This window comes from Gilliamella sp. ESL0441 (assembly GCF_019469185.1).
GTDB lineage: Bacteria > Pseudomonadota > Gammaproteobacteria > Enterobacterales > Orbaceae > Gilliamella.
Window position 1 is genome coordinate 1,982,617 of the sequence record NZ_CP048264.1, and the last position, 24,881, is coordinate 2,007,497.

Genomic DNA, 24,881 nt, shown 5'->3' on the forward strand with positions numbered 1-24,881 from the left:
AAAACAATACCGAAACACAAAACTTAAATAATATTAACACTTATTACTATAAATTTACACTTTAGCATATTACTGTAAAGAAGATTAGTTTGTCTACATTTATTTGGCAAATATTGATCCGAGATAGATCATCAAATAATCTTGTTTTAGATGAAAACGATAATATTGGAGGAAAATGAAGTAGATTCAGATGATTTTAGGGTTGTATTTTATTCAATATTTAACTATCTAATCAATATCAAACCTGCTTTGAATCGTTATCAATATTAGTTAAATAATAATTGTATCTTATATGAATAATATTAAAATAAGTCAATATGTTACTTTGAATCGGACGCAGATTAAACCTCAATAAAATCAAGTTTACCTCAATCGCCCGAAAAAAATACCAAGTAAAACTTTTAACAATTAATACGAAATTCCCACAAATTCATACCCTGCTTCATTAATAGCAGCTATAGCGGCTTCTTGGGATATGGTTCCACCCTCAATATCAACTTCATGTATGGCTAAATCTATGGTTACTTTCGCTTTTGGATCAATATCATTAATCGCTTTGGTAATGGCATTAACACAGTGCTGGCAACTCATATTATCGACAATTAATTTCATGATTGACCTCTCTTTTAAATTAAATCTTAGTTAAAAAATTAAGAAGACTAAATAATAAATCAATTAACTTATTTATTAAATTGTACTGTTCTACCTTGTAGTAAAATAATTATATATATTCAGAACAGCTATCATTAAACCCAAATATTATAACAATTGATTGGCATCTATCCCCGAAGCATTTTTTACGGTGTCAAATAAATCATTTTCATCATACTTATAAGTATCTTTTGACACATGATCAAGCTCGTGGCTGGAGTCGGATTATCCAATTTAGATTGTACTTCATTTTAATAACGTTCAAACCAATTTGTTATCGCCACAATTTTTGTGAAACAACAAAGAATTTCGCATTGAAAAGTTAATAAAGCTAAAATTTTGCAAGATAATCTATATTGTTTGCGAAAAAGAATTTTTCATTTAAGAAAGCGACAATGACATCAGTTGTTTTATCATACACAATTTTCTGTTTCGAGAAAACTGACTCCAATAAATTATCATCCTGCAAATAACGTAATGTTTTAAATCAATTAGTTTCCAATACCTTTTACTATTATTGGACAATAAATTGAATAATCTTGGATTAATATCGTTATTATAAATAATTAGTGATTCGTAAACTGCTTAAGTTTTAAAAAATAATTGTCTTAATTTATAATTCAATTTCTGTTTTTCTATATATAAATTTTTCGATGCATTTATTTTATTTACTTCTGAATCAACAACAAAAAATGCTATTAATCCAGAACTTCTTTGACACTATTGTTACTAAAACGTTATACTAAAGGCGATATTTTGTACATCTGAATAGTTAAGCAGTTTTTTCAAAAGCAGTTTAAACATAGGGGGGTGTAATTTGGGTATCTTAAATAATATTTTTTCTAAAATCTTTCCAAGTGCTCAAGCAGCTGTCGGTAATGTCGCTGACGCTGTTAAAAATCAAGTCAACAGCATTACAGGTCATGATAAAGATGCAACAGCATCAAATAATCAGAATCAAGACCAAAATCAAAATCAACAACATTCAGACAACCAAACGCCAATCTCTGACGTGGATGTTATGTCAATTCTTAATAATTTAGCGAGTAAATTTCCTGAGAAACTTAACTGGAAAACATCGATTGTTGATCTGCTAAAATTATTAGGAATAGATAATAGTCTAGATGCTCGTAAAAAATTGGCAAAAGAGCTTAATTATACAGGCAGTACTGATGATACCGCAGCAATGAATACTTGGTTAATCAAAGAAGTATTTAAACGAATTGCTGAAAAAGGCGGTAATATCACTCATTTATTTTCTTAATTCAAGATTGATACGTGATTTGTTATCCACCTGATCTTCAGGTGGATTTTTTAATCGATAACTTTGATATAAATTAGTTTCAATTAAATTTATTAAGCTTTGAAAGCGTGTAGTCGATTCATTGCTGCTTCTAGACTTTGGGATAATAAAATATCTGTGCAGCGTGCAGATTCATCAATTGCTTTATCTATTAATTCCTGTTCTGGTTTAGAAGGCTTATTTAATACAAAACCGACCACTTTATTTTTATCACCCGGATGCCCGATACCGATTCTTAATCGATAGAAATTCGGATTATTACCTAATTTGCTAGCAATATCTTTTAAACCATTGTGACCGCCATGACTCCCACCAAATTTTAACTTCGCAATCCCCGGATTTAAATCAAGCTCATCATGCGCAACTAAGATTTCTTCTGGTTTTATCTGATAAAATGAAGCCATCGCTTGAACAGCTTTGCCACTTAAATTCATAAACGTAGTAGGTACTAATAAACGTATATCATTTCCTGCGATGTTTATACGTGAACTATAACCAAAAAATTTGGGATCGTTTTTTAAAGGTTGTTGATAACGTTGTGCAAGCAAATCAACATACCATGCCCCTGCATTATGTCGAGTTTGGGCATATTCGTTTCCAGGATTAGCAAGTCCTACGATAAGTTTTATGGTTGTCATGATGTTTTAATTATTTAGTGTTATTATTTGAAGATGTTAAATTGAAAAAGCCCCAAAAACGGGGCATTTTTATCATTAAAAATCAATTATTGATGGAACATTGCAGAAATCGATTCTTCGTTGCTTATGCGACGAATTGCTTCCGCTAACATTCCTGATAATGTTAATTGACGTACATTTTGCAATGCTTTAACTTCAGCTGTTAATGGAATAGTATCACAAACAACTATTTCATCAATGGCTGAGTTTTTGATATTAGTGACTGCTTTACCCGAAAAAATCGGATGCGTTGCGTAGGCAAATACTCTTTTAGCACCACGTGCTTTTAATGCATCAGCCGCTTTGCAAAGTGTTCCAGCTGTATCAATCATATCATCAACTAAAATACAATCTCTATCGGCAACATCACCAATAATATTCATCACTTCAGCTTCATTAGCACGTTGACGACGTTTATCGATAATAGCCATATCGGTATCATTCAATAGTTTTGCTATGGCACGAGCACGCACCACCCCGCCAATATCTGGAGAGACAACAATTGGGCGTTCAAAATCACGTTGTAGCATATCTTCTAAAATCACGGGGCTACCAAATACATTATCCACTGGCACATCAAAAAAGCCTTGGATCTGTTCAGCATGAAGATCAACCGTTAATACCCTATCAACACCAACAGTTGATAAAAAGTCAGCAACCACTTTAGCTGTGATCGGAACCCGTGCAGAACGCACTCGACGATCTTGTCTTGCATAACCGAAATAAGGAATAACTGCTGTAATACGACCTGCAGATGCTCGACGCATTGCATCAATCATAACGAGCAATTCCATTAAATTATCATTGGTTGGTGCACAAGTTGATTGAATGATAAAAACATCCTCACCACGGACATTTTCATTGATTTGAACATTTACTTCTCCATCGCTAAAACGACCAACGACAATATCACCAAGAGAAGTATAAAGACGATTAGCTATACGCTTTGCTAGCTCAGGAGTGGCATTACCAGCAAAAAGCTTCATATCAGGCACGAGAAATCCTCAAGCATGTAAACATGATTACGCATTCGTAATCGGTTAATTCGGAGTGACAATTATATAATCATTTAGTGATCATGCTCAACTACATTATAAAAAATTATCAAAATAATTTAACCTGCCTAGCAAAAAAGTGTAGGAGTAATTTTGTTAAAATATGTTTTTTGACGTCAACTTAAAATCGAGTAAACTAATTCATCATCGCTATTTTATAGTAGCTTTCAATTAGCTTGAATCAATTTTATAACACAAGTAGATAATCTAATGGCAGAACAATTACATACAGATATTGAAGAACAAAAACCGAAACGAACAATACGCAGTTTTGTGCTACGACAAGGTCGCTTGACCAAAGGTCAAGAACAAGCTTTACAAAATTTGTGGCCCGTATTTGGGGTCGAATATAATGCTAGTTCCCCTATTCACTTTAAACCTAATCAACACGTCGTTTTAGAAATTGGATTTGGAATGGGGGCATCGCTCATCGAAATGGCAAAAAATGCCCCCGAGAAATCTTTTTTAGGTATTGAAGTACATAAACCGGGGGTCGGAGCTTGTTTGATGGCAATTGAAGAAAATCAATTATCAAACTTAAATGTGATGTGCCATGATGCAGTCGAAGTTTTAGAAAATATGATTGCAGATAATTCGTTAGATAAGGTACAAATATTTTTCCCTGACCCTTGGCATAAAGCAAGGCACAACAAGCGTCGAATTATTCAGCCTGCTTTTGTCGAACTTATCAGACGTAAATTAAAAGTTAATGGTATTTTACATCTGGCAACAGATTGGCAACATTATGCCGAACATATGCTTGAAGTGTTGAATCAAGCGACAGGTTATAAAAATTTATCATCAACAGGAGATTATATTCCAAGACCAGCAGACCGACCTATTACCAAGTTTGAAAAAAGAGGTCAAAATCTTGGTCATGGTGTTTGGGATTTACAGTTTCAAAAACAATAACGTTATTAAGGAGCCGTTATGGAAAATCAAACTCTTGATTTCATTTATCATCGTCGTTCAATTCGTGCTTATAAACCCACCCCATTGACGCAAAAGCAAATAGCATCGATGATTCAAGCAGCACAATCGGCTCCGAGTTCTAACTTTCTTCAATGTTCAACCATTATTCGTATCACAGACAGTGATAAGCGAAAAAAATTAGCTCACTATTCAGGTGATCAAAATTATATTTATCAAGCTCCCGAATTTTGGGTGTTTTGTGCCGATTTTAATCGACATTTTCAAATTGATGCAACGATTCCTCTTGAACGAGCCGAACAACTTTTAGTCGGTTGTATTGATACCGCCTTGATGGCGCAAAATACGGTTATTGCTGCGCAATCGTTAGGATTAGGTACAGTCTATATTGGTGGTTTACGTAATAATATATCTGAAGTGACCCAATTACTAGCCTTGCCAAAATATGTTATCCCCCTTTTTGGTCTCTGTATTGGGTATCCAGATCAAGAACCCGAAATGAAACCTAGATTACCGAGTGAATTAATCTTTTTCGAAAATCAATATCAACCAATCAATCAGACATTATTGGCACAGTATGATGAGCAAATAGAGGATTATTATCAAACTCGTAGTTCTAATCAAAAAGAAGGCGGATGGAGTAACAAAATAGCTGAAACGATCTACAAAGGACAACGAGAATTTATTCTCAACTATTTACATCAACAAGGCTGGGTGAAACAATAATGAACAATCGCTACCAATTGGATAAAGTCGTCATATTAAGCCGACATGGAATCCGTACACCATTACAAAATACACTTGAATTTTTAGAACAAGCTACGCCATTTAAATGGCCTGAATGGGATCACCCTTATGGTTATTTAACTACCCGAGGCGGTGCGCTAGAAGTTTATTTTGGACGATACTTAGCGACATGGCTTGAGAATCAAAATATAAAATACAGTGCAGATGATTCTGATGTGTTTGTATATGCAAATAGTCTACAAAGAACGGTTGCTACAGCTCAATTTTTGACAGCCGGTGCTTTTGCTGGATACGATATTGCCATAAAGCATAAATATCCTATTGAAAAAATGGACTCCATGTTTGACCCGAGTTTACGCATCGACTCTGACGAATTTAAGCAAGCGGTTATTAAGGAGATTGATGAAACTGTTACAGCAGAATCAATCTATAAAAATTTAGCACCTGCTTATGAAATTTTAGCCGATATTTTAGACTATAAACATTCCAAATTTTATGCACAATATCAATGTGATTTAGCCGATATTCCTGTTGAAGTTTATTTAAAAAAGCATGAAGAACCGGCTCTTTTAGGTGCATTAGCGATTGGCATTAGTGCAGTGGATGCATTTTTATTACAATATTATTCGGGCTTTCCTAAGGAACAGATTGCGTGGGGAAGAATCAATAGCCTAGCGCAATGGCAACAACTTATTCAGATACGTAATCAATATCTAAACTTAGTCTGTCGAACTAAAACGCTTGCCAAACATTCCGCTGCAGAATTGATTAATATGATAAACAATCTTATGCTTCATGATGATCGAAAAATTCATTTACTTGTGGGACATGATAGTACAATTGCTTCATTATTCGGCGCATTAGATTTTGAACATTATCAGTTACCGAATCAATACGAAACAACGCCAATCGGTGGTAAAGTCATTTTACAACGTTTTCGTCATTTAGAGTCTGGAACACACTACTTCAAAGCCGAATATGTTTATCAAAGCTTTGAACAACTATTTAGCGGTGCTCAAATCAGTATGAATAACCCACCACAACATTTTACGTTGCAGCTTAAAAATGCCATGCAAAATCAAGATGGTTTTTATCACTGGCATGATTTTCAGCAGCGTTTAAACATATTTAAAGGATGATTTAATCAATTCATTACTCACGTCAGTATTTATCATACATGGCGTGAGATGATTTTAACATTTAACAACTCGTTATTGTTACCCCCCTTTTACATTGTCTAACCTAAAAGTCATCCCCACCTTAATCTTCAATGAGTTGATAGAATGGATGAAAACGGTTTCACTTACAAATGTAACCGATTTCATAAAGTGTTATCTAGATCACTTTTTTCATCATTTTATGGTGATAATATTCAATATAGAACTGAGCAATTTTATTTTTTAATCAATTGTAATCGGTTTCTTGATGAATGCGTATTCATTCAAATTTTATTAAAGGAAGTAAATTATGAATCAAAATATTAAGGCTACAATGCATAATAAGAATTATTGGATTTTCAGTTTTTATTTCTTTCTCTACTTTTTTATTATGGGCGCCTATTGCCCTTTTTTTCCCGTTTGGTTGAAAATGAACGGACTTGATGAAGCAAAAACAGGTTATGTTTTTTCTTTTATTTCTTTTTTTGCATTATTCTTTCAGCCTTTATTTGGATTGATATCAGATAAATTAGGACTCAAAAAACATCTCCTTTGGCTCATTACTTTATTGTTAGTGCTGTTTGGTCCATTTTTTATTTTTGTGTTAGGGCCCCTTCTACAATTTAATGTCACTGTCGGCGCAATAGTGGGAGGATTATATCTTGGAATGGTCTTTAGTGGAGGTGCGCCTGCTATTGAAGCGCTGGTTGAAAAAATAAGTCGGCGCAGTGGTTTTGAATTTGGGCGTTGCCGCATGTTTGGCTGTTTTGGTTGGGCAATTTGTGCATCATTTGTTGGAATTATGATTTCGAAAAATGTCAACGCAGTTTATTGGTTATGTTCCGGTTTTGCATTAATTCTACTTATTTTAGTGAAATTAGCTGATCCGGCAAAAACCACTACAACCGATATCGTTGAACAAATGGGATTAAATAAAAGTGATTCATTTAATTTAAAACTGGCTGTCGATTTGTTAAAAATGCCAAAAATATGGTTTTTTATGCTTTATATTATCGGTGTTGCCTGTACTTATGATGTTTTTGATCAGCAATTTGCTAACTTTTTTACGTCGTTTTTTTCAAGTGAACAAATCGGTCGCGAGGCCTTTGGTTATGTCACCACACTGGGTGAATTTTTAAATGCTACTGTAATGTTCATTGCACCATGGATTGTGAAAAAAATAGGGAGTAAAAATACATTGTTAGTTGCCGGAGCTATTATGTCAATCCGTATAACTGGCTCAGCCTTTGCAAGTACAGCCGTTGAAGTTATTATTCTGAAAACCTTACATATGTTTGAAGCACCACTATTACTTGTCGGCGCATTCAAATATATCACTAAACACTTTCCTATTCGATTATCGGCTACAGTCTATTTAATTGCATTTTGCTTTGCAAAACAACTTGCTATTATGTTTATGTCCACCTTTGCAGGGCAAATGTATGTTAAAATTGGATTTGAAGGAGCATATTTAGTTCTTGGATTAATTGCATTTAGCTTTACGCTAATCTCCTCTTTTACATTATCTGGACGGGGACCTTGGGATCTGTTTATTCACAAAAACAAGCAGCCGTCAGAAATACAACAATAACTGACTATAACGTTTAAGATGAATTGAGGTTTCAATATGAAGATATTAGTAACAGGCGGTTGTGGATATATAGGAAGCCATACGTGTGTTCAATTAATTAAAGCGGGTTACACGCCTATTATCATTGATAATTTATTTAATAGTAAAGCATCGGTAATAGATAGAATAGAACAAATAACAGGACAATCTATTAAATTTTATCAAGGTGATGTCTGTGATGCTAATTTATTAGCTAGAATTTTTGAAGAACAAGACATTCAAGCCGTAATCCATTTTGCTGGTTTAAAAGCCGTCGGTGAATCGGTATATAAACCCCTTGAATATTATGAAAATAATGTTTATGGCAGTATTGTTTTAATGAAAGCCATGCGAAATGCAGGCGTCAAACAATTAGTTTTTAGTTCATCAGCAACTGTTTATGGAGAATTAGCACCTGTACCTTATGTTGAAACCCTGCCACAAGGATTACCAACTAGCCCTTATGGTAAAAGTAAATTAATGGTTGAACAGTGCATCATGGATTTAGGCATAGCCGAACCCGATTGGTCATTAACTTTACTACGTTACTTCAATCCTGTTGGCGCTCATCCAAGTGGTTTAATGGGAGAAGATCCACTCGGTATCCCTAATAATCTTATGCCTTATATTACTCAAGTCGCAGTAGGTAAACGGGAATCATTAGCAGTTTACGGAAGTGATTACCCCACAGAAGATGGTACATGTGTACGGGATTTTATTCATGTCGTTGATTTAGCGGATGGGCATATTGCCGCATTAAAAGCAGATCGAAATAACACTGGCGTTCATATCTATAATTTAGGTTCTGGAGTGGGTTATAGTGTTTTACAAGTCATCAATGCTTTTGAAAAAGCATCTGGCAAACCACTTAACTGGCATTTTGCTCCAAGACGTGCAGGCGATTTACCCGCATTTTGGGCTGATGCGAAAAAAGCAGAGCAAATGCTTGGCTGGAAAACTAAATTAACACTTGACGATATGGTAAAAGATTCTTGGCACTGGCAATTGAATAACCCACAAGGTTATCCTGAATGAAAAACAAGTAAACATTAATTCAAGCAGAATTATAAAGAGGCAAAAATGGAGACGTTTAATCCTATTGATCATCCTCACCGTCGGTATAACCCATTAACCGATCAATGGGTTTTAGTTTCACCGCATAGAGCTAAGCGACCTTGGCAAGGTCAACAAGAAGCACTAAATCAAGAACAAAAACCCAGTTACGATCCCAACTGTTTTTTGTGCCCCAGCAATAAACGGGTCACGGGTGATAAAAATCCCGACTATACAGGCACTTTTGTCTTTACCAATGATTTTGCCGCATTAATGGATAATACCCCTGATTTGCTGCCAACTGATGATCCGCTTTTTCAAATGCAAAGCGCCAAAGGAACCAGTCGAGTAATCTGTTTTTCTCCCGATCATGGCAAAACCCTGCCGGAGTTAGACTTAACGGCAATTGAGGGCGTGATTAAAACATGGATATCACAGCAAAAAGAATTAAGTCAAAATTATCCTTGGGTACAAATATTCGAGAATAAAGGAGCAGCAATGGGATGCTCCAATCCTCATCCGCACGGACAGATTTGGGCAAATAGCTTTATACCGAACGAAATTAAACGTGAAGACGAGAATATGCGTCATTATTTTGAAACTTATCACCGAAATTTATTAGTTGATTATGTTGAAAAAGAATTGATCTATCGTGAGCGAATAGTCGTTGAAACTGAACATTGGCTTGCTGTCGTGCCTTTCTGGGCAATATGGCCTTTTGAAACGTTATTATTACCCAAAACGCATATTGCACAATTAACTTTATTAACCGAAAACCAACAAATTGATTTAGCGGTTGCGCTGAAAAAATTAACAAGTCGTTATGATAATTTGTTCAATTGTTCTTTCCCTTATTCTATGGGATGGCATGGCGCGCCATTTGTGAAAGATAAAACTGAATACTGGCAAGTACATGCACATTTCTACCCACCTTTACTCCGTTCAGCGACAGTCAAAAAATTTATGGTCGGTTACGAGATGTTAGCTGAAGTGCAGCGGGATTTAACACCTGAACAGGCAGCTGAAAGACTGCGTAATGTGAGTGATATCCATTATAAAGAAAGAAAGGATAAATAGATGAAAGCATTAATCGATAAAACTAAACAAGCATTTGCAACTCAATTTGGTTATCAATCCGACACCACAGTACAAGCTCCTGGCCGGGTTAATTTGATTGGTGAACATACCGATTATAACGATGGGTTTGTATTACCTTGTGCAATTAATTATGGCACAGTAATAAGCGGTCATAAACGTACCGATAAATTAATACGTGTAATTGCCGTTGACTATGATAATCAACAAGATGAATTTTGGTTAGATTCCCCCATTGAAAAGCATCCTCAATACCAATGGGCTAATTATGTTCGAGGTGTGGTTAAATATTTACAAAACTATACAAATACGCTTTATGGTGTTGATTTAGCAATTAGCGGTAATGTCCCCCAAGGTGCAGGATTGAGTTCATCGGCTTCGCTTGAGGTGGCTATCGGAAAGATGTTTCAAGTTCTAAATAATTTACCTTTAGATGGCACTAAATTAGCATTAATCGGTCAGGAAGCTGAAAATCAGTTTGTTGGTTGCAATTGTGGAATTATGGATCAATTAATCTCGGCACTTGGACAGGAACATCATGCTTTACTTATTGACTGCCGTACGCTCTCTGTTCATCCAGTTTCAATACCGGATGATTTGGCTGTTGTTATTATTAACTCGAACATTAAACGCGGATTAGTCGATAGCGAATATAATACTCGTCGTAGGCAATGTGAAGCAGCAGCAACAGCACTTGGCGTAAAAGCATTGCGAGACGCCACATTATCAGATTTATTAAAAATTAAACCAACGCTTGATCCTATTGTTTTTAGACGTGCGCATCATGTTATTTCCGAAAATGAGCGGACTTTGCTAGCATCTCATGCACTTGCAATTCATGATTATAAATTATTATCAACATTAATGGCGCAAAGTCACAATTCAATGCGAGATGACTTTGAAATTACTGTACCAGCAATTGATTATCTGGTTGAAATCATTAGCAATGTCATCGGTGATCAAGGTGGTGTACGTATGACAGGCGGTGGCTTTGGTGGCTGTATTGTTGCATTGGTAAATAAAGACAAGATTGATGCAGTAAAAAACGTTGTTAACAATAATTATCAGAATAAATTTGGTATTAAAGCAGATATATATATCTGCCAACCAAGTAAAGGAGCGCATGCAATATGTCTTTAAAACTGATCACACTTTCTAATAAACAAGGGATGCAGATTAAATTGTCTAACTGGGGAGCGACATGGCTCTCTTGCTTAGTACCTGTTGAGAAAGTCAATCGTGAAGTATTACTGGGTTGTTATTCGCTAGAACAATATCAACAACAACATGCTTTTCTAGGGGCAACTGTTGGTCGTTATGCCAACCGAATTGCCAATGCATCCATTGATATTGAAGGTAAACATTATAAACTTATCGCTAATGAGGGAAAAAATCAATTACATGGCGGAGCAGATGGATTTGATAAACGAGTTTGGCAAGTTCACTCTCAATCTAATCAACACGTGACATTTAGCTTAGTTTCTTGTGATGGTGATCAAGGTTATCCTGGCGAGTTAACAGTTGAAGTCACTTATGAATTGACAGAGAATAATCAGGTTATCATCTCTTTCAAAGCTTCGACATCTCAAACCACTATTGTTAATTTAACTAATCATGCTTATTTCAATTTGGATGGTGAGAAGAGTAAAGATATTCTAAATCACACATTACAAGTCAATGCCAGTCAATTTTTACCCGTTGACAAATATGGTATCCCCTATGAAAATTTAGTTAGCGTCACTAAATTTGATATGGATTTACGCCAAGCAAAACGATTATCCGAACGATTACTTGATAGTCCAGAACGACAAAAAACAGGCGGTTATGATCATGCCTATTTATTGGATAAAACCCAGCCGATTGCTGCACAATTAACCTCATCCGATAATAAAGTAACCATGCGTGTCATGACGACCAAACCTGCATTACAGGTTTATACCGGTAATTATCTGCAACATACGCCAAACCGTCATAATGGGGAATATAACAATTTTGCAGGTATCGCACTAGAAGCACAATTTCTACCAGATAGCCCTCATCACAATAACTGGCCCCAACCTAATTGCTGGTTGAAATCCGATGAAACGTATCAACATCAAACAACATATCAATTTGTGGTAAACTAAAATCACAGAATTAATGATGAGATATCTTAATCAAACGTTTAATAAAAGACATATTCGTTCAAAAACAATGCATTAAAACAATTGAGCAGCATTCAAATCACTGTTTCAAAAGGTTAACCAATTGAATTCTTGAAGTATTATCATTTTCCTATAATAATTAATCAAAATCAGGTTTTTCTCACGATAGCCTAACAATTTTTTTAAGAATTCTGTATGATATGAGTATCATTGCTAATGGAAGATATGATAAATGAAAACAAAAAGTTTAACTGCAATTTTTCCGGGAACTTTTGATCCTATTACAAATGGGCATATTGATCTTATCACTCGAGCATCACTTTTATTTCCTCGATTAATTGTTGCAATTGCTGAAAACCCAAATAAAAAAACGTTATTCAGTCTTAAAGAACGCGTCAATTTAGCATCCAGTTCGGTTGAACACCTTCTTAATGTTCAAGTGATTGGTTTTGATAATCTAATGGCTGATTTTGCGCAAACTTACAATGCGACAGTTATTGTTCGAGGTGTGCGAACTACTCATGATTTTGAATATGAAAGACAATTAGCTGAGATGAATCGGGCGCTGAAACCTGATTTAGATACAATATTTTTAATGCCTTCAATGGCGATGGGATTTATTTCTTCTACCATTGTTAAAGATGTTGCTTATCACGGTGGTAATATCTCTAATTTAGTTCCATTACTTGTTAAAACCGAATTGTTAAAGCGATTAACTTAATTTCAGATTTTTATGGCTATTTTTTATACTGCTCCACCCAAAAAACAATCTACCCAAAAATTGACTGTCACTATCTCTGCATTAGATGCGTTTGGACAAGGGATAGCAAATCATAAAGGTAAAACCATTTTTGTAAAATCGGCATTACCTGACGAAACTGTTGATATTCAGTTGACAGAAAATAAAAAAAATTATGCTAAAGCGAAAGTTATTAAATATCACAATCAAAGTGCTCAACGAGTAAAACCATTATGTCAATATTATCAGAAATGTGGCGGCTGTGAATTACAACATATCTCACCACATTTACAACAACATGCAAAATACCATGCACTTATCAATTTATTACAAAAAGAATGTGGGCAATCGTTGACTCATATTACTGAATTACCACCTCAAATTATTGCCGATCAACCCTACCATTATCGTCGACGAGCTAGACTTTCGATTAATTTGATTAAAGGTGAATTATTCTTTGGTTTTCGTCAAGCTGAATCCAATCAAATTATTAATATTGATCACTGCCCAGTACTTCAAGAAGATTTAGATCAATTATTAATGCCACTACAAATACTGCTACGTAAAATTAAATCGAAAAAATCACTCGGTCATGTTGAATTAATCTCTGTTGATAGTGGCATTATCATGGTATTAAGGCATACCACACCAATGTTAGCCGAGGACATAGAACTTTTAAAAACTTTTGCCGAAGCTGAAAAAATTTCTCTTTATTTATATGGTCAAAATTTATCACATATTACAGGAAAAACTGAACATTATTATTTAATTAATACGTTAAAACTGACTTTTAGCCCGATGGATTTTATTCAGGTTAATAATAAAATTAATCAAAAAATGGTAACACAGGCACTCGACTGGCTAACATTAAAGCCAACAGACAGAGTGTTGGATCTATTTTGTGGTATGGGAAACTTTTCATTGCCAATGGCAACAATATGTCATTCGCTAATTGGTATTGAAGGCGTGAATGAACTAGTTGAAAAAGCAAAATTAAACGTTATATTAAATAGTGATATAATTTGCGCAGAAACTGTTTTTTTAACAAGCAATTTAGAGGATAACCAACAATTTTTAGCATGGAATCAATCACCGTTTGATAAAGTTTTATTAGATCCTGCTAGAGCTGGAGCACTTAATGCTACCTCAGAAATTATCAAAATGGCACCATCGAAAATTGTTTATATTTCGTGTAATCCAGCGACGTTAGCTAGAGATAGCAAACAATTTATTCAAGCTGGTTACAAAATCGCTCAAATTGCTATTTTAGATATGTTTCCGCAAACTAAGCACATTGAATCAATGTTGTTGTTAACAAAATCAGGATTGTAATTATGGTATCAATTAGGGGTGCACATCAACACAGTGAAGAGCACTATTCTCTTGCTCAGTTTGATGTTGAACAATGGGCAAAACAGGAATTACAACTGACTAACGCTGAAAATTATCAGACGTTCAAACATGTTTGGGATTTTTGTTTTGAAAGTAGCGCGGGAGCTTCAGAACAAGTCGCTTGTTTTCAAAATGCCGTTGAAATGGTTGAGATATTATCCACCCTGAATATGGATATAAATAGTCTGTGTGCAGCTTTATTACTTCCTTTTCTTGATACTAAGGTTATTCGTCGAGAAGATATACCAGAAGATTTTGATCGTGAAATGACTCATATCCTTTCTAGTATCATTCGAATGAAAGAAATTCGACAACTTAGAGCAATTCGTAATGGTAGTGCCACTTCAGAACAAATTGACAGCATACGTCGCATGTTATTGGCGATGGTCAATGATTTTAGAAGTGTGGTAATAAAAATTGCAGAACGTATTACCTATTTACGCAATTTATTACATGCGCCCATTGAAGAGCAAGTGCTTGCAGCTAAAGAGTGTTTTAACATTTATGCACCGCTTGCCAACCGTTTAGGTATTGGTCAATTAAAATGGGAACTTGAAGATTTTTGTTTTCGTTATTTATATTCTGATGAATATCGCTTTATCGCCAAAAAACTACATGAAAAGCGACTTGATCGTGAATCTTATATCAATAATTTTGTCAAACATTTGCAAGAATTAATGAACAAAGATCATATTCGTGCAGAAGTATATGGACGCCCGAAACATATTTATAGTATCTGGCGAAAAATGGAACGAAAACACTTAGAGTTTGAAGATCTTTTTGATATTCGAGCGGTAAGAATTATTTGTGATCGAATTGAAGATTGTTATAACGCATTAGGTATTGTGCATAGTCATTATAAACATATTGCTAAGGAATTTGATGATTACGTTGCAAACCCCAAACCCAATGGTTACCAATCTATTCATACGGTGGTTTATGGACCACAAAATAAAATCATCGAAATCCAAATTCGTACCGAAAAAATGCATAATGATGCGGAATTAGGCATTGCGGCACATTGGAAATATAAAGAAGGCAGTACTGACAAAATGACTGCCTATGATCAACGAATTACTTGGTTACGTAAATTATTAACTTGGCAACAAGAGATGTCAGAAAGCGGTGAGATTCAAGAAGCCGTACGTAGTCAGATTTTTGATGATAGAGTTTATGTCTTTACGCCAAAAGGTGATGTGGTTGATCTTCCAACAGGCTCAACACCGCTTGATTTTGCTTATCACATTCACAGTGATGTTGGTCACCGTTGTATTGGTGCAAAAGTGGGAGGACGAATCGTACCATTTACTTATAACTTAAAAATGGGCGATCAAGTTGAAATTATTACCCAAAAACAACCCAATCCCAGCCGAGATTGGTTGAATCCAAATACCGGATTTGTAAATAGTAGTCGGGCAAGAGCTAAAATTCAGGCGTGGTTTAAAAAACAAGATCGACATAAAAATATTGCTGCAGGTCAACAAATTTTAGAAAACGAGCTTGAGCCTTTAAATATTAACTTAAAAAGCGTTGAAAAAATGCTAATTGATAAATATAACGCCCATTCCTTTGATGAGGTTCTTGCTGGTATTGGTAGCGGGGATGTGAGAATTAATCAATTGGTCAATTTTGTCAATGCCCAAATTAATAAACCAACCGCTGAAGAAGAAGACGAAGCAGCGTTAAAACAAATTGTCCAAAAATCCAATTCACAAACCAAAAATACCAACAAAATCGGGAATAAAAAAGGAAGTGAAATTATCATTGAAGGTGTCGGTAATTTGATGTGCACCATTGCAAATTGCTGTCGCCCTATTCCTGGTGATCCAATTGTCGGATTTGTGACTCAAGGGCGAGGTATTTCCATTCATCGAGCTGACTGTGAACAGTTACAAGATTTAAAAAATCACGCCCCTGAACGTATTACCAGTGCGGTTTGGAGTAATGAAACCAACTCAAGTTATACAATGGTGATACAGATCATCGCTAACGATCGTAGTGGCTTATTGCGGGATATCACAACAATTTTAGCTAACGAAAAAGTCAATGTTCTTGGATTGATAAGTCGAAGTGATATGAAGCAACAATTGGCTAATATTGACGTCGACATGGAAATCTTTGATCAAGACTCGTTAAATCGTATACTGAATAAAATTAAACAACTACCTGATGTGATTGAAGCAAGACGCCATCAAGGGTAAGCGATTTGCTAGGCTACCCTAAGTCTTGCTAAATAAAACATCATTCCGTTAAAAAGTTGAGTTACGTTCTAACACTTCAAAGTAATAATTGTATGGATTCTTATCATCTGCTTGATGATGTTCTTGAAAAACTTGTTGCCATGTTTCTGGTGCGTAATAAGGAAAATAAGTATCACCTTTTAAATTCGCATCGATATGGGTTAAATAAAGCTTGTCAATAAATGGCAAAACTTGTTGATAAATATTACCACCACCGATAATAAACGCTTCATCGCAATTAAGCCTTTTGGCAAGAGAAATGGCTTCATCAATAGTTGTTACCCAGCTGAGATTTGAAATTCGATCTGATTCAGACTCTACTTTTACTTGCCTTGATATAACGATATTATGTCGATTAGGCAAAGGTTTTCCTATAGATTCAAAAGTTTTTCTTCCCATAATGACAGGTTTATTAAGGGTATTCTTTTTGAACCATGCTAAATCGGCTGGCAAATGCCAAGGCATTTGATTATTCATGCCAATAATACGATTATTTGCCATCGCGACGATAATACTAACTATCATTTTTGTACTTTTACACATAACCTAATGATTTTATTCTCTGTTTTACATTTTCAGGAAATATCGTTTTACTCCATAATCGTTGACTTAATGAAAGAAGTGATTCTTTACGCCCATCAACAATCCAATTAGCCACTTCATCAGCAACATTAGGGTAAATTATTGGTGTCGGTGAAGGTAAAGCTAACCAATATTTCAGTTTAATACTGCTTAAATTTTCCATTACCGTTGCCATATCAAGCGATTGTAAACATTGAGCATTATAAATTTGTTCAAATTGCCCTGAAACGGGTTTAGTTAAAATCTTTTTGCCCAACGTCAAGGCTTCAGATATCAACGCAAAACCAGTGTTAGTAATAATTCCTGAACAACTAATTACCGCATCCATAAACCCATTACGGCACAAAGGATGCAAAGTAACATTATTGCATTGTGTTATTTGCTTTATGTTCGGATGAAAACAGATGAATTGGTGTTGAGGAAATAACTTAAGTAACTCAACGATTTCGTCCATATTTTCAAACGGCAAATAAACAACAATGCAACCATTTTCTGTCGGCGCTACTTGAAATGAATCAATCATTGGTGGTAATAATTTATGTCCGAAATGAAACCAATGTAAACCAATTGGTGTAGTTACAGGAGCGTAATACTTCATGATCACATTTGCAATCAACCCATATTCTTTAGGTTTAAGATACTGACAGACGACTTGATTACTAATCCCTATACATTCTCGATGCTGATGATAAGCGGCCCAAGCACTAACAGGTTCAAAATCACTAATAATACAATCATACGTTGATAAGTCTAAATCACGCACATCCTTAATTAATCGAAAAGCACGGATACGTTGAACTGTTTTACGAAAATTTATCTTTCCGTTAAGTGTCGCAAAAGTCACCCCTCGAAAAGTCTTATAATTACCAAAAACATCCATATCAAAATAATCTTTTGGATCACGCCCACTAAAAATATAATCGACATCAGCACCAACTTTTTTTAGTGATTTAGCTAACGTTCGACAACGGCTTATATGACCATTTCCAGTTCCTTGTACACCAAAAAGAATTTTCATATTGTAATTATTAGTCAATTGAAGTTACGAGATATCATACCAGAAGACTAAATAATTATCTTGCTTAATTTAAACCATAAAGAAGGAAATTTAGGGGTATAATTTACAATAGTTATGACATAAATTTGGATATTAATTTAATTAATCATTTTTAAATTTAAAAAATATGCAGATCTTTTTTAGTATCGATAAAATATTCAAATAATTAGCAATCAATAGAGTAGTTACACAAATAGCTATGCTTAAAAAACGTGCTATATAATGATGTTTGAAGTAAAATAGGGTTAAGCAATGATCAGATGAGTCGTGAGATTGTAATATGTCAGCTAAGATGACCTACAAACGAATAAACATAATTGTTGTATTAACGACAATTTTATTGTTGTGTGGTTATTCTGCTTTACAATCATCTAAACGAGTATTTGATTTTGACTCAACTTGCCATTCAACTGATCAACACTCGTTGACATTCAGTGACCACTCAAATATTGATTACTCCAAAGGGTCAATGTCAAAATTAACTTGTTCTTCAATAAATCATTGTATTGTATGTGGGGCAGTAGTTTCAAATTATGCCATTAACCTCTACAAACAAACCAAATTTACAGATTTTATATCACTCAAGTTCATTGCAAATAATAATGAATTTATTCCTGAATTAAGACCACCACGAATTACTTAATAAGTTATCTCAGTTAGATAGAATTTGTTAATCACTATCTGTTATGAATATACGTTATCTGTCGTAATGCCCTTTTGCATCACGATATCAGCGTTTTTGTTAAATCAGTTAATTTATTATAGGAATATTATGAAACGTCGACATTTTTTACTGAATATTACGGCTGCTGTAGGTGGATTAGTTGCAACCAAAACCATTGCTAAAATGGATCATTCAACTATGTCTGGTATGACCTGCGAACTCAATTCAGATGATTGTAAAATGGGGGATAATATGCACGAACATATGAATATGAACATGAATATGAATATGAACCACAATGAAAAACCACAAAAACTTTTACCTACTTCATCACTGACACAGAACCAACCTTTACCTAGTTTGATCAGTTTAAAAAATGAGAGTAATCAATCAGGAGTATTTGAAGCAACTTTACATCTTAAACCCGTGAAAATTGCCTTAACCCCTGATATAACGACTGAATTTTGGGCTTATAACGGCATGATTCCCGGGCCAAAAATTGAAGTTAACGAGGGAGAACATGTTAAAATCACAGTAAAAAATGATTTACCACAAGCCACGACCGTGCATTGGCATGGTTTACTTATTCCATCGAATCAAGACGGTAACCCTCAAGATGCCATTCCAGCAGGAAAAAGCCGTGTTTATGAATTTGATGTTCCTAAAGGAAACGCAGGCACATTTTGGTATCATCCTCATGGACATGAAACAGTAGCTGAACAAGTTTATCGAGGCTTAGCTGGAACATTCATCGTTCGAAGTAAAGATGATCCTTTAAATTCTCTTCCTGAACAACACTGGTTCTTTTCAGATTTAAAATTAACGGAGAAAGGTGAAATAGCCGATAACACCATGGTTGATTGGATGAACGGTCGTGAAGGTCAATTTGTATTAATTAATGGGAGTTATCGACCTAAAATTAAGGTTGATTCAGCAACACGTGTTAGAATCTGGAATGCTTGTTCAGGTAGATACCTTAACTTATCTATTCCTGATTGTGATGTTTTTTTAGTGGGGACTGACGGTGGATTATTGTCTGAACCTGTACCACTAAATAAACCATTACTATTATCACCTGCTGAACGGGCAGAAATTGTTATTCTTCCTAAAAAAACGGGTACGGTTTATTTACAATCTATCGGTTACGATCGAGGCAAAATGGGCAATGTACCGCCTGAACAAGATATGTTACTTGCAGAGTTAGATTTAACGCAGTCAAACTCAATCACCTTGCCATCAACACTTCGTACCTTACCAAAACTCGGACAAGCCACCGCACACAAAAAATTGGAATATACCGAAGTGATGGACATGAAAGAGCCGCGTGGCGGAATGTTATTTTTAATCAACGGTAAACGCCATGATATGAATCGTATCGATCTTGAAAGCAAAATTCATGAGGTTGAAGAGTGGACTATTCATAATAACTCTCATATGGATCATAACTTTCACATTCATGGTGCACAATTTATGGTCGTTTCACATGAATTTAATGGTACAAAAACACCACCTCCATACGTGGCATTAAAAGATACAGTGAATCTTCGACCCCATGAAACAATCACGATAAAGATTCAACAAAATATGCCCGGATTACGCATGTATCATTGTCATATCATTGAACATGAAACACTGGGTATGATGGGGCAATTGATGGTGAAATAGTTTATTAAGTTCATCTATCTTGTCACTTTATCATAGACAAGATAGATACCCCCTCCCTTTTAAAAAACTTTATAACTGCGTTGGCAACTTGAGTAATAATAGTTTTGCATTTTGGCAAATAATGCTAACATATTGCCATTATGATCATGACTAATTTCTGGCAAATACTTAGTAAACGTTTAACAATTAAAACGGCTTTATCGCACTTATTATTAGGTGTAATTGCTACTGGGTTTAGTTTATGCCAACAAGATGCTATTCCTAATGAGTCAACGGTTTCTCACGTCGGTATTATGGCGATTAAAGAAATCGTACAAGATCAACAAATATCGCTTCGAAAGGAATCACAATCATTAATCAGTCTACATAAGCTCAGTACTATTCCTGTATTTATTGCTGTTAGCTATAATGATTTTTCTTTTAACAAACCCATTCAAATCACTTCACACAATGCGATAAGAGCAGGGCCTGAAAACATCATTTAACTCACTGGTTTATAACTTAGTTTATATGTTTTATATAAGGTTTCTGCCTTATATCCTCCCTATTGAAAAGAAGAAAGAGAAATTTATGTTATTAAAATTATTAACCAAAGTATTTGGTAGCCGTAATGAACGTGTATTAAAAACTATGCGTAAGCGTGTAGAGAAAATTAATGCCCTTGAACCTACAATGGAAGCATTAACAGATGATGAACTTAAAGCAAAAACTACCGAATTTAAAGAAAAATTAGCGTCTGGTACTCAGTTAGATGATATTTTGGAAGAAGCTTTTGCTGTTGTTCGTGAAGCAAGTAAGCGTGTTTTTGGTATGCGTCATTTCGATGTTCAGTTGATTGGTGGTATGGTATTAAATGAACGTTGTATTGCTGAAATGCGTACTGGTGAAGGAAAAACTTTAACGGCAACATTACCAGCTTACCTCAATGCACTAACTGGCAAAGGGGTGCATGTTGTTACGGTCAATGATTATCTAGCACAACGTGATGCAGAAAATAATCGACCTTTATTTGAATTTTTAGGTTTAACGGTAGGCATAAATCTACCTAATATGCCGCCGGCAATGAAACGTGAAGCTTATAATGCTGATATCACTTATGGTACGAATAATGAATATGGCTTTGATTATCTCCGCGATAATATGGTGTTTAGCAAAGAATCACGAGTTCAGCGACCGCTACATTATGCGCTAGTCGATGAAGTTGACTCAATTTTAATTGATGAAGCCAGAACACCATTAATTATTTCTGGTCAAGCAGAAGATAGTTCTGATAAATATATCAGCATCGATAAAATCATTCCTCATCTCATTCAACAAGAAAAAGAAGACTCAGACCAATTCCAAGGCGATGGAGACTTCTCAATTGATGAAAAAACACGTCAAGTAAACTTAACGGAACGTGGATTAATCAAAGTAGAAGAACTATTGATAAAACTTGGCATTATGGAAAATGAAGAGTCATTGTATGCGCCGAGTAATATTGTATTAATGCATCACGTTAATGCAGCGCTACGTGCTCATCACCTATTCCATCGTGATGTGGACTATATCGTAAAAGATAACGAAATTATTATTGTTGATGAACACACTGGTCGAACAATGGATGGACGACGTTGGTCGGATGGCTTACATCAAGCGGTTGAAGCAAAAGAACATGTTAAAATTCAAAATGAAAACCAAACATTAGCTTCAATAACTTTCCAAAACTATTTCCGTCTATATGAAAAATTAGCGGGTATGACGGGTACAGCGGATACTGAAGCCTTCGAATTTAATCAAATTTATGGTTTAGATACCATCGTTATCCCAACTAATCGCCCAATGCAGCGTATCGATAAATCTGATTTAGTTTACATGACTGAAAAAGAGAAAATCGACGCAATAGTTGCCGATGTTCTGGATTGCTTAAACCGAGGACAACCTGTTCTTGTTGGTACCGCATCTATCGAAAAATCAGAATTAGTCTCGAATGCATTTAAAAAAGTAGGAATTAAACACAATGTATTAAATGCTAAATTCCATGCCCAAGAAGCTGAAATTATTGCAAATGCTGGTAGTAAAGGCGCAGTAACCATTGCAACGAATATGGCGGGTCGTGGTACGGACATCATGCTAGGGGGTAATTGGCAAAGCGATCTTGCGAAACTTGAAAATCCAACACCTGAAGATATTGAAAAAGCTAAACAAGCATGGCAAGAAAGACATGAAGAAGTCATTGCACTTGGCGGTCTTTACATTTTAGGTACTGAACGACATGAGTCTCGCCGAATTGATAATCAGTTACGTGGTCGTGCTGGTCGTCAAGGTGACCCTGGTGGCTCACGTTTTTACCTATCTCTTGAAGATCCATTAATGCGAATTTTTGCTTCAGACCGTGTAGGCAATATGATGCGTAAATTGGGTATGAAAAATGGAGAAGCAATCGAACATCCGTGGATAAATAAAGCCATTGCCAATGCGCAAAAGAAAGTTGAAAGTCGCAATTTTGATATTCGTAAACAATTACTTGAATATGATGACGTTGCCAATGATCAACGTAAAGCAATTTACCGTCAACGAAACGAATTATTAGATAACTCGGATATCAAAGAAACTATCGATTCAATTCGTGGCGATGTATTTAATGCGTTAATCGATCGTTATATACCACCTCAATCAATTGAAGAAATGTGGGATGTGCCTGGTCTAGAAGCGGCATTAAAAAGCGACTTTGATCTCGAATTGCCTATCGCAAAATGGTTGGATGAAGAACAAAATCTTCATGAAGAGACACTGCGTGAACGTATCATACAACAAGCGCAACAACGCTATGAAGAAAAAGAACAAATTGCAGGTTCTGAAGCATTCAGGCATTTCGAAAAAAATGTGATGTTACAAACACTGGACAATTTATGGAAAGAACATTTAGCGGCTATGGATTACTTACGTCAAGGTATTCATCTACGTGGTTATGCCCAAAAAGACCCTAAACAAGAGTATAAACGTGAATCATTTAATATGTTTGCCGACATGTTAGAAGCTTTAAAATATGAAGTAATAGGGATTCTTAGCCGTGTAATTATACGTTCACAAGAAGAAGTTGAAGAAGCTGAAAGACAACGTTTAGCAGAGATGGAAAAATTGTCAGCTAAGCAACATGCTAGCCACGAATCTATCACTAATATTGATGATGATAATGACAGTGAAAACAGATCTGGACAACCAATTGTACGTTCAGAAACAAAAGTTGGACGTAATGATCCTTGTCCTTGTGGTTCAGGGAAAAAATATAAACATTGCCATGGAGCTGTTCAATAAATAAAAAATTTAGTATCATCAACTTATCTTGATGATAAAATAAACGATTATCATCGTCCGGCAAATTTAGGGGAAATTTAAAATTTCCCCGAATTTTACTAAAAGACAGATGGAATTATGAGAAAACATATCGAAATTGCAATAGGAATTATACGTTCACAAGATTGTGAAATTTTTATCACTCAACGCGGAGAGGACTCTCACCTTGCCGGCTTTTGGGAATTTCCAGGCGGAAAAATAGAACCCGGTGAAACACCCTATCAAACTTTGCAGCGCGAAATAGCCGAAGAAGTCGACATTCTTATTCATAATGCTCAGTTTTTGAAAGTTGTAAAACATAGTTATAATGATCGTGATATTACCATTCATGCTTATTTAGTTGAAGAATGGGATGGCGTTCCTTTTGCCAAAGAAGGCCAACCTAGTCGTTGGGTAGATCAAGAGGATTTAAACGCTGACGAATTTCCTGATGCTAACAGACCAATTATAGAAATGTTGAAAAATCGAGATAAACAAATTTAATTGTTTTTTTAGATAAATCTCGTTATCAGGCTCGATTCTTAAACTGGATTTGTTTTTTTGGCTAATGATTCTTATTGATGATTTGAATCAGTTGTATTTAGTTCCTATTGAATAAATACACATTATCAATTTTTTCAAAATTTATCCTGCACAATCTCAATCGATTTCGACATATTATTATCAAATCGGTGATTGTAGAAATTCCCTTAATAACTGATAAAAAAATTCAAAGGAAGAGTGTAAAGCAATTTCATTAAGATAGAATGAAAAAAGTCAACGCTCACAAACTATTTCAGACTTTC

At 35.1% G+C, this 24,881-nt stretch carries 22 protein-coding genes; 17 read left to right on the top strand and 5 right to left on the bottom strand.

Features of this window, described 5'->3' with window-relative positions; genetic code table 11:
- Positions 1-408: 408 nt before the first annotated feature.
- The gene (locus GYM75_RS08905; protein WP_220215611.1) at positions 409-612 is read right to left on the bottom strand and encodes a heavy-metal-associated domain-containing protein; all 204 of its coding nucleotides are present in this window, start codon (positions 610-612) and stop codon (positions 409-411) included.
- Between the two features lie 856 nt (positions 613-1,468).
- Here GYM75_RS08905 and GYM75_RS08910 point away from each other — a divergent pair.
- On the top strand, positions 1,469-1,915 hold the full coding sequence (locus tag GYM75_RS08910; RefSeq protein ID WP_220215612.1) for a DUF3597 domain-containing protein: 447 nt from the start codon (positions 1,469-1,471) through the stop codon (positions 1,913-1,915).
- Positions 1,916-2,007: 92 nt separating this feature from the next.
- On the opposite strand, the gene pth is transcribed toward GYM75_RS08910, so the two are convergent.
- A complete protein-coding gene (gene pth, locus GYM75_RS08915) occupies positions 2,008-2,592 on the bottom strand; it encodes an aminoacyl-tRNA hydrolase (protein ID WP_363317374.1) in 585 nt (194 codons plus the stop codon).
- A gap of 86 nt (positions 2,593-2,678) precedes the next feature.
- Positions 2,679-3,626: a ribose-phosphate pyrophosphokinase gene (locus tag GYM75_RS08920; RefSeq protein WP_220215613.1), complete on the bottom strand. Its 948-nt coding sequence runs from the start codon at positions 3,624-3,626 to the stop codon at positions 2,679-2,681.
- Between the two features lie 270 nt (positions 3,627-3,896).
- Here GYM75_RS08920 and trmB point away from each other — a divergent pair, with 270 nt between their 5' ends.
- The 11 genes from trmB to relA all read left to right on the top strand — a co-directional run bounded on the left by trmB (position 3,897) and on the right by relA (position 16,753).
- Entirely contained in the window at positions 3,897-4,598 is a 702-nt protein-coding gene (gene trmB, locus GYM75_RS08925) for a tRNA (guanosine(46)-N7)-methyltransferase TrmB (RefSeq protein ID WP_220215614.1), read from the top strand.
- Between the two features lie 18 nt (positions 4,599-4,616).
- Positions 4,617-5,342 (top strand): oxygen-insensitive NADPH nitroreductase, encoded by a 726-nt coding sequence (gene nfsA / locus GYM75_RS08930; RefSeq protein WP_220215615.1) that lies wholly within the window; start codon positions 4,617-4,619, stop codon positions 5,340-5,342.
- Complete coding sequence (locus GYM75_RS08935; RefSeq protein ID WP_220215616.1) at positions 5,342-6,502, top strand: histidine-type phosphatase; 1,161 nt, start codon at positions 5,342-5,344, stop codon at positions 6,500-6,502. Before nfsA ends, GYM75_RS08935 begins: the two co-directional genes overlap by 1 nt.
- Before the next feature lie 328 nt (positions 6,503-6,830).
- Positions 6,831-8,111, top strand: a complete 1,281-nt coding sequence (locus GYM75_RS08940) for an MFS transporter (protein ID WP_255556763.1) — start codon at positions 6,831-6,833, stop codon at positions 8,109-8,111.
- Between the two features lie 36 nt (positions 8,112-8,147).
- Positions 8,148-9,164 (top strand): UDP-glucose 4-epimerase GalE, encoded by a 1,017-nt coding sequence (gene galE / locus GYM75_RS08945; protein ID WP_220215617.1) that lies wholly within the window; start codon positions 8,148-8,150, stop codon positions 9,162-9,164.
- A gap of 45 nt (positions 9,165-9,209) precedes the next feature.
- Entirely contained in the window at positions 9,210-10,259 is a 1,050-nt protein-coding gene (gene galT / locus GYM75_RS08950) for a galactose-1-phosphate uridylyltransferase (protein ID WP_220215618.1), read from the top strand.
- Positions 10,260-11,417: a galactokinase gene (gene galK / locus GYM75_RS08955; RefSeq protein ID WP_220215619.1), complete on the top strand. Its 1,158-nt coding sequence runs from the start codon at positions 10,260-10,262 to the stop codon at positions 11,415-11,417.
- Entirely contained in the window at positions 11,408-12,403 is a 996-nt protein-coding gene (gene galM, locus GYM75_RS08960) for a galactose-1-epimerase (RefSeq protein WP_220215620.1), read from the top strand. The genes galK and galM overlap by 10 nt, the downstream gene beginning before the upstream one ends.
- A 250-nt stretch (positions 12,404-12,653) precedes the next feature.
- Positions 12,654-13,142 (top strand): pantetheine-phosphate adenylyltransferase, encoded by a 489-nt coding sequence (gene coaD / locus GYM75_RS08965; RefSeq protein WP_220215621.1) that lies wholly within the window; start codon positions 12,654-12,656, stop codon positions 13,140-13,142.
- Between the two features lie 12 nt (positions 13,143-13,154).
- Entirely contained in the window at positions 13,155-14,492 is a 1,338-nt protein-coding gene (gene rlmD, locus GYM75_RS08970) for a 23S rRNA (uracil(1939)-C(5))-methyltransferase RlmD (RefSeq protein WP_220215622.1), read from the top strand.
- A 2-nt stretch (positions 14,493-14,494) separates the two neighbouring features.
- Positions 14,495-16,753 carry a GTP diphosphokinase gene (relA, locus tag GYM75_RS08975; protein WP_220215623.1) on the top strand — a complete coding sequence of 753 codons (2,259 nt, stop codon included), beginning with the start codon at positions 14,495-14,497 and terminating at the stop codon, positions 16,751-16,753.
- 48 nt (positions 16,754-16,801) lie between these two features.
- On the opposite strand, the gene folA is transcribed toward relA, so the two are convergent.
- Positions 16,802-17,317 carry a type 3 dihydrofolate reductase gene (gene folA / locus GYM75_RS08980; RefSeq protein ID WP_220215624.1) on the bottom strand — a complete coding sequence of 172 codons (516 nt, stop codon included), beginning with the start codon at positions 17,315-17,317 and terminating at the stop codon, positions 16,802-16,804.
- A 10-nt stretch (positions 17,318-17,327) separates the two neighbouring features.
- Positions 17,328-18,392: an MJ1255/VC2487 family glycosyltransferase gene (locus GYM75_RS08985; RefSeq protein ID WP_220215625.1), complete on the bottom strand. Its 1,065-nt coding sequence runs from the start codon at positions 18,390-18,392 to the stop codon at positions 17,328-17,330.
- Between the two features lie 319 nt (positions 18,393-18,711).
- On the opposite strand from GYM75_RS08985, the gene GYM75_RS08990 reads away from it, so the two are divergent.
- The 5 genes from GYM75_RS08990 to mutT all read left to right on the top strand — a co-directional run bounded on the left by GYM75_RS08990 (position 18,712) and on the right by mutT (position 24,579).
- A complete protein-coding gene (locus GYM75_RS08990) occupies positions 18,712-19,074 on the top strand; it encodes a hypothetical protein (RefSeq protein WP_220215626.1) in 363 nt (120 codons plus the stop codon).
- Between the two features lie 129 nt (positions 19,075-19,203).
- Positions 19,204-20,760 (top strand): multicopper oxidase family protein, encoded by a 1,557-nt coding sequence (locus GYM75_RS08995; protein ID WP_220215627.1) that lies wholly within the window; start codon positions 19,204-19,206, stop codon positions 20,758-20,760.
- Between the two features lie 146 nt (positions 20,761-20,906).
- Positions 20,907-21,245: a hypothetical protein gene (locus GYM75_RS09000; RefSeq protein WP_220215628.1), complete on the top strand. Its 339-nt coding sequence runs from the start codon at positions 20,907-20,909 to the stop codon at positions 21,243-21,245.
- 85 nt (positions 21,246-21,330) lie between these two features.
- Positions 21,331-24,057, top strand: a complete 2,727-nt coding sequence (gene secA / locus GYM75_RS12310) for a preprotein translocase subunit SecA (protein WP_370632110.1) — start codon at positions 21,331-21,333, stop codon at positions 24,055-24,057.
- 117 nt (positions 24,058-24,174) lie between these two features.
- On the top strand, positions 24,175-24,579 hold the full coding sequence (gene mutT / locus GYM75_RS09010; protein WP_220215629.1) for an 8-oxo-dGTP diphosphatase MutT: 405 nt from the start codon (positions 24,175-24,177) through the stop codon (positions 24,577-24,579).
- Positions 24,580-24,881: the final 302 nt, after the last annotated feature.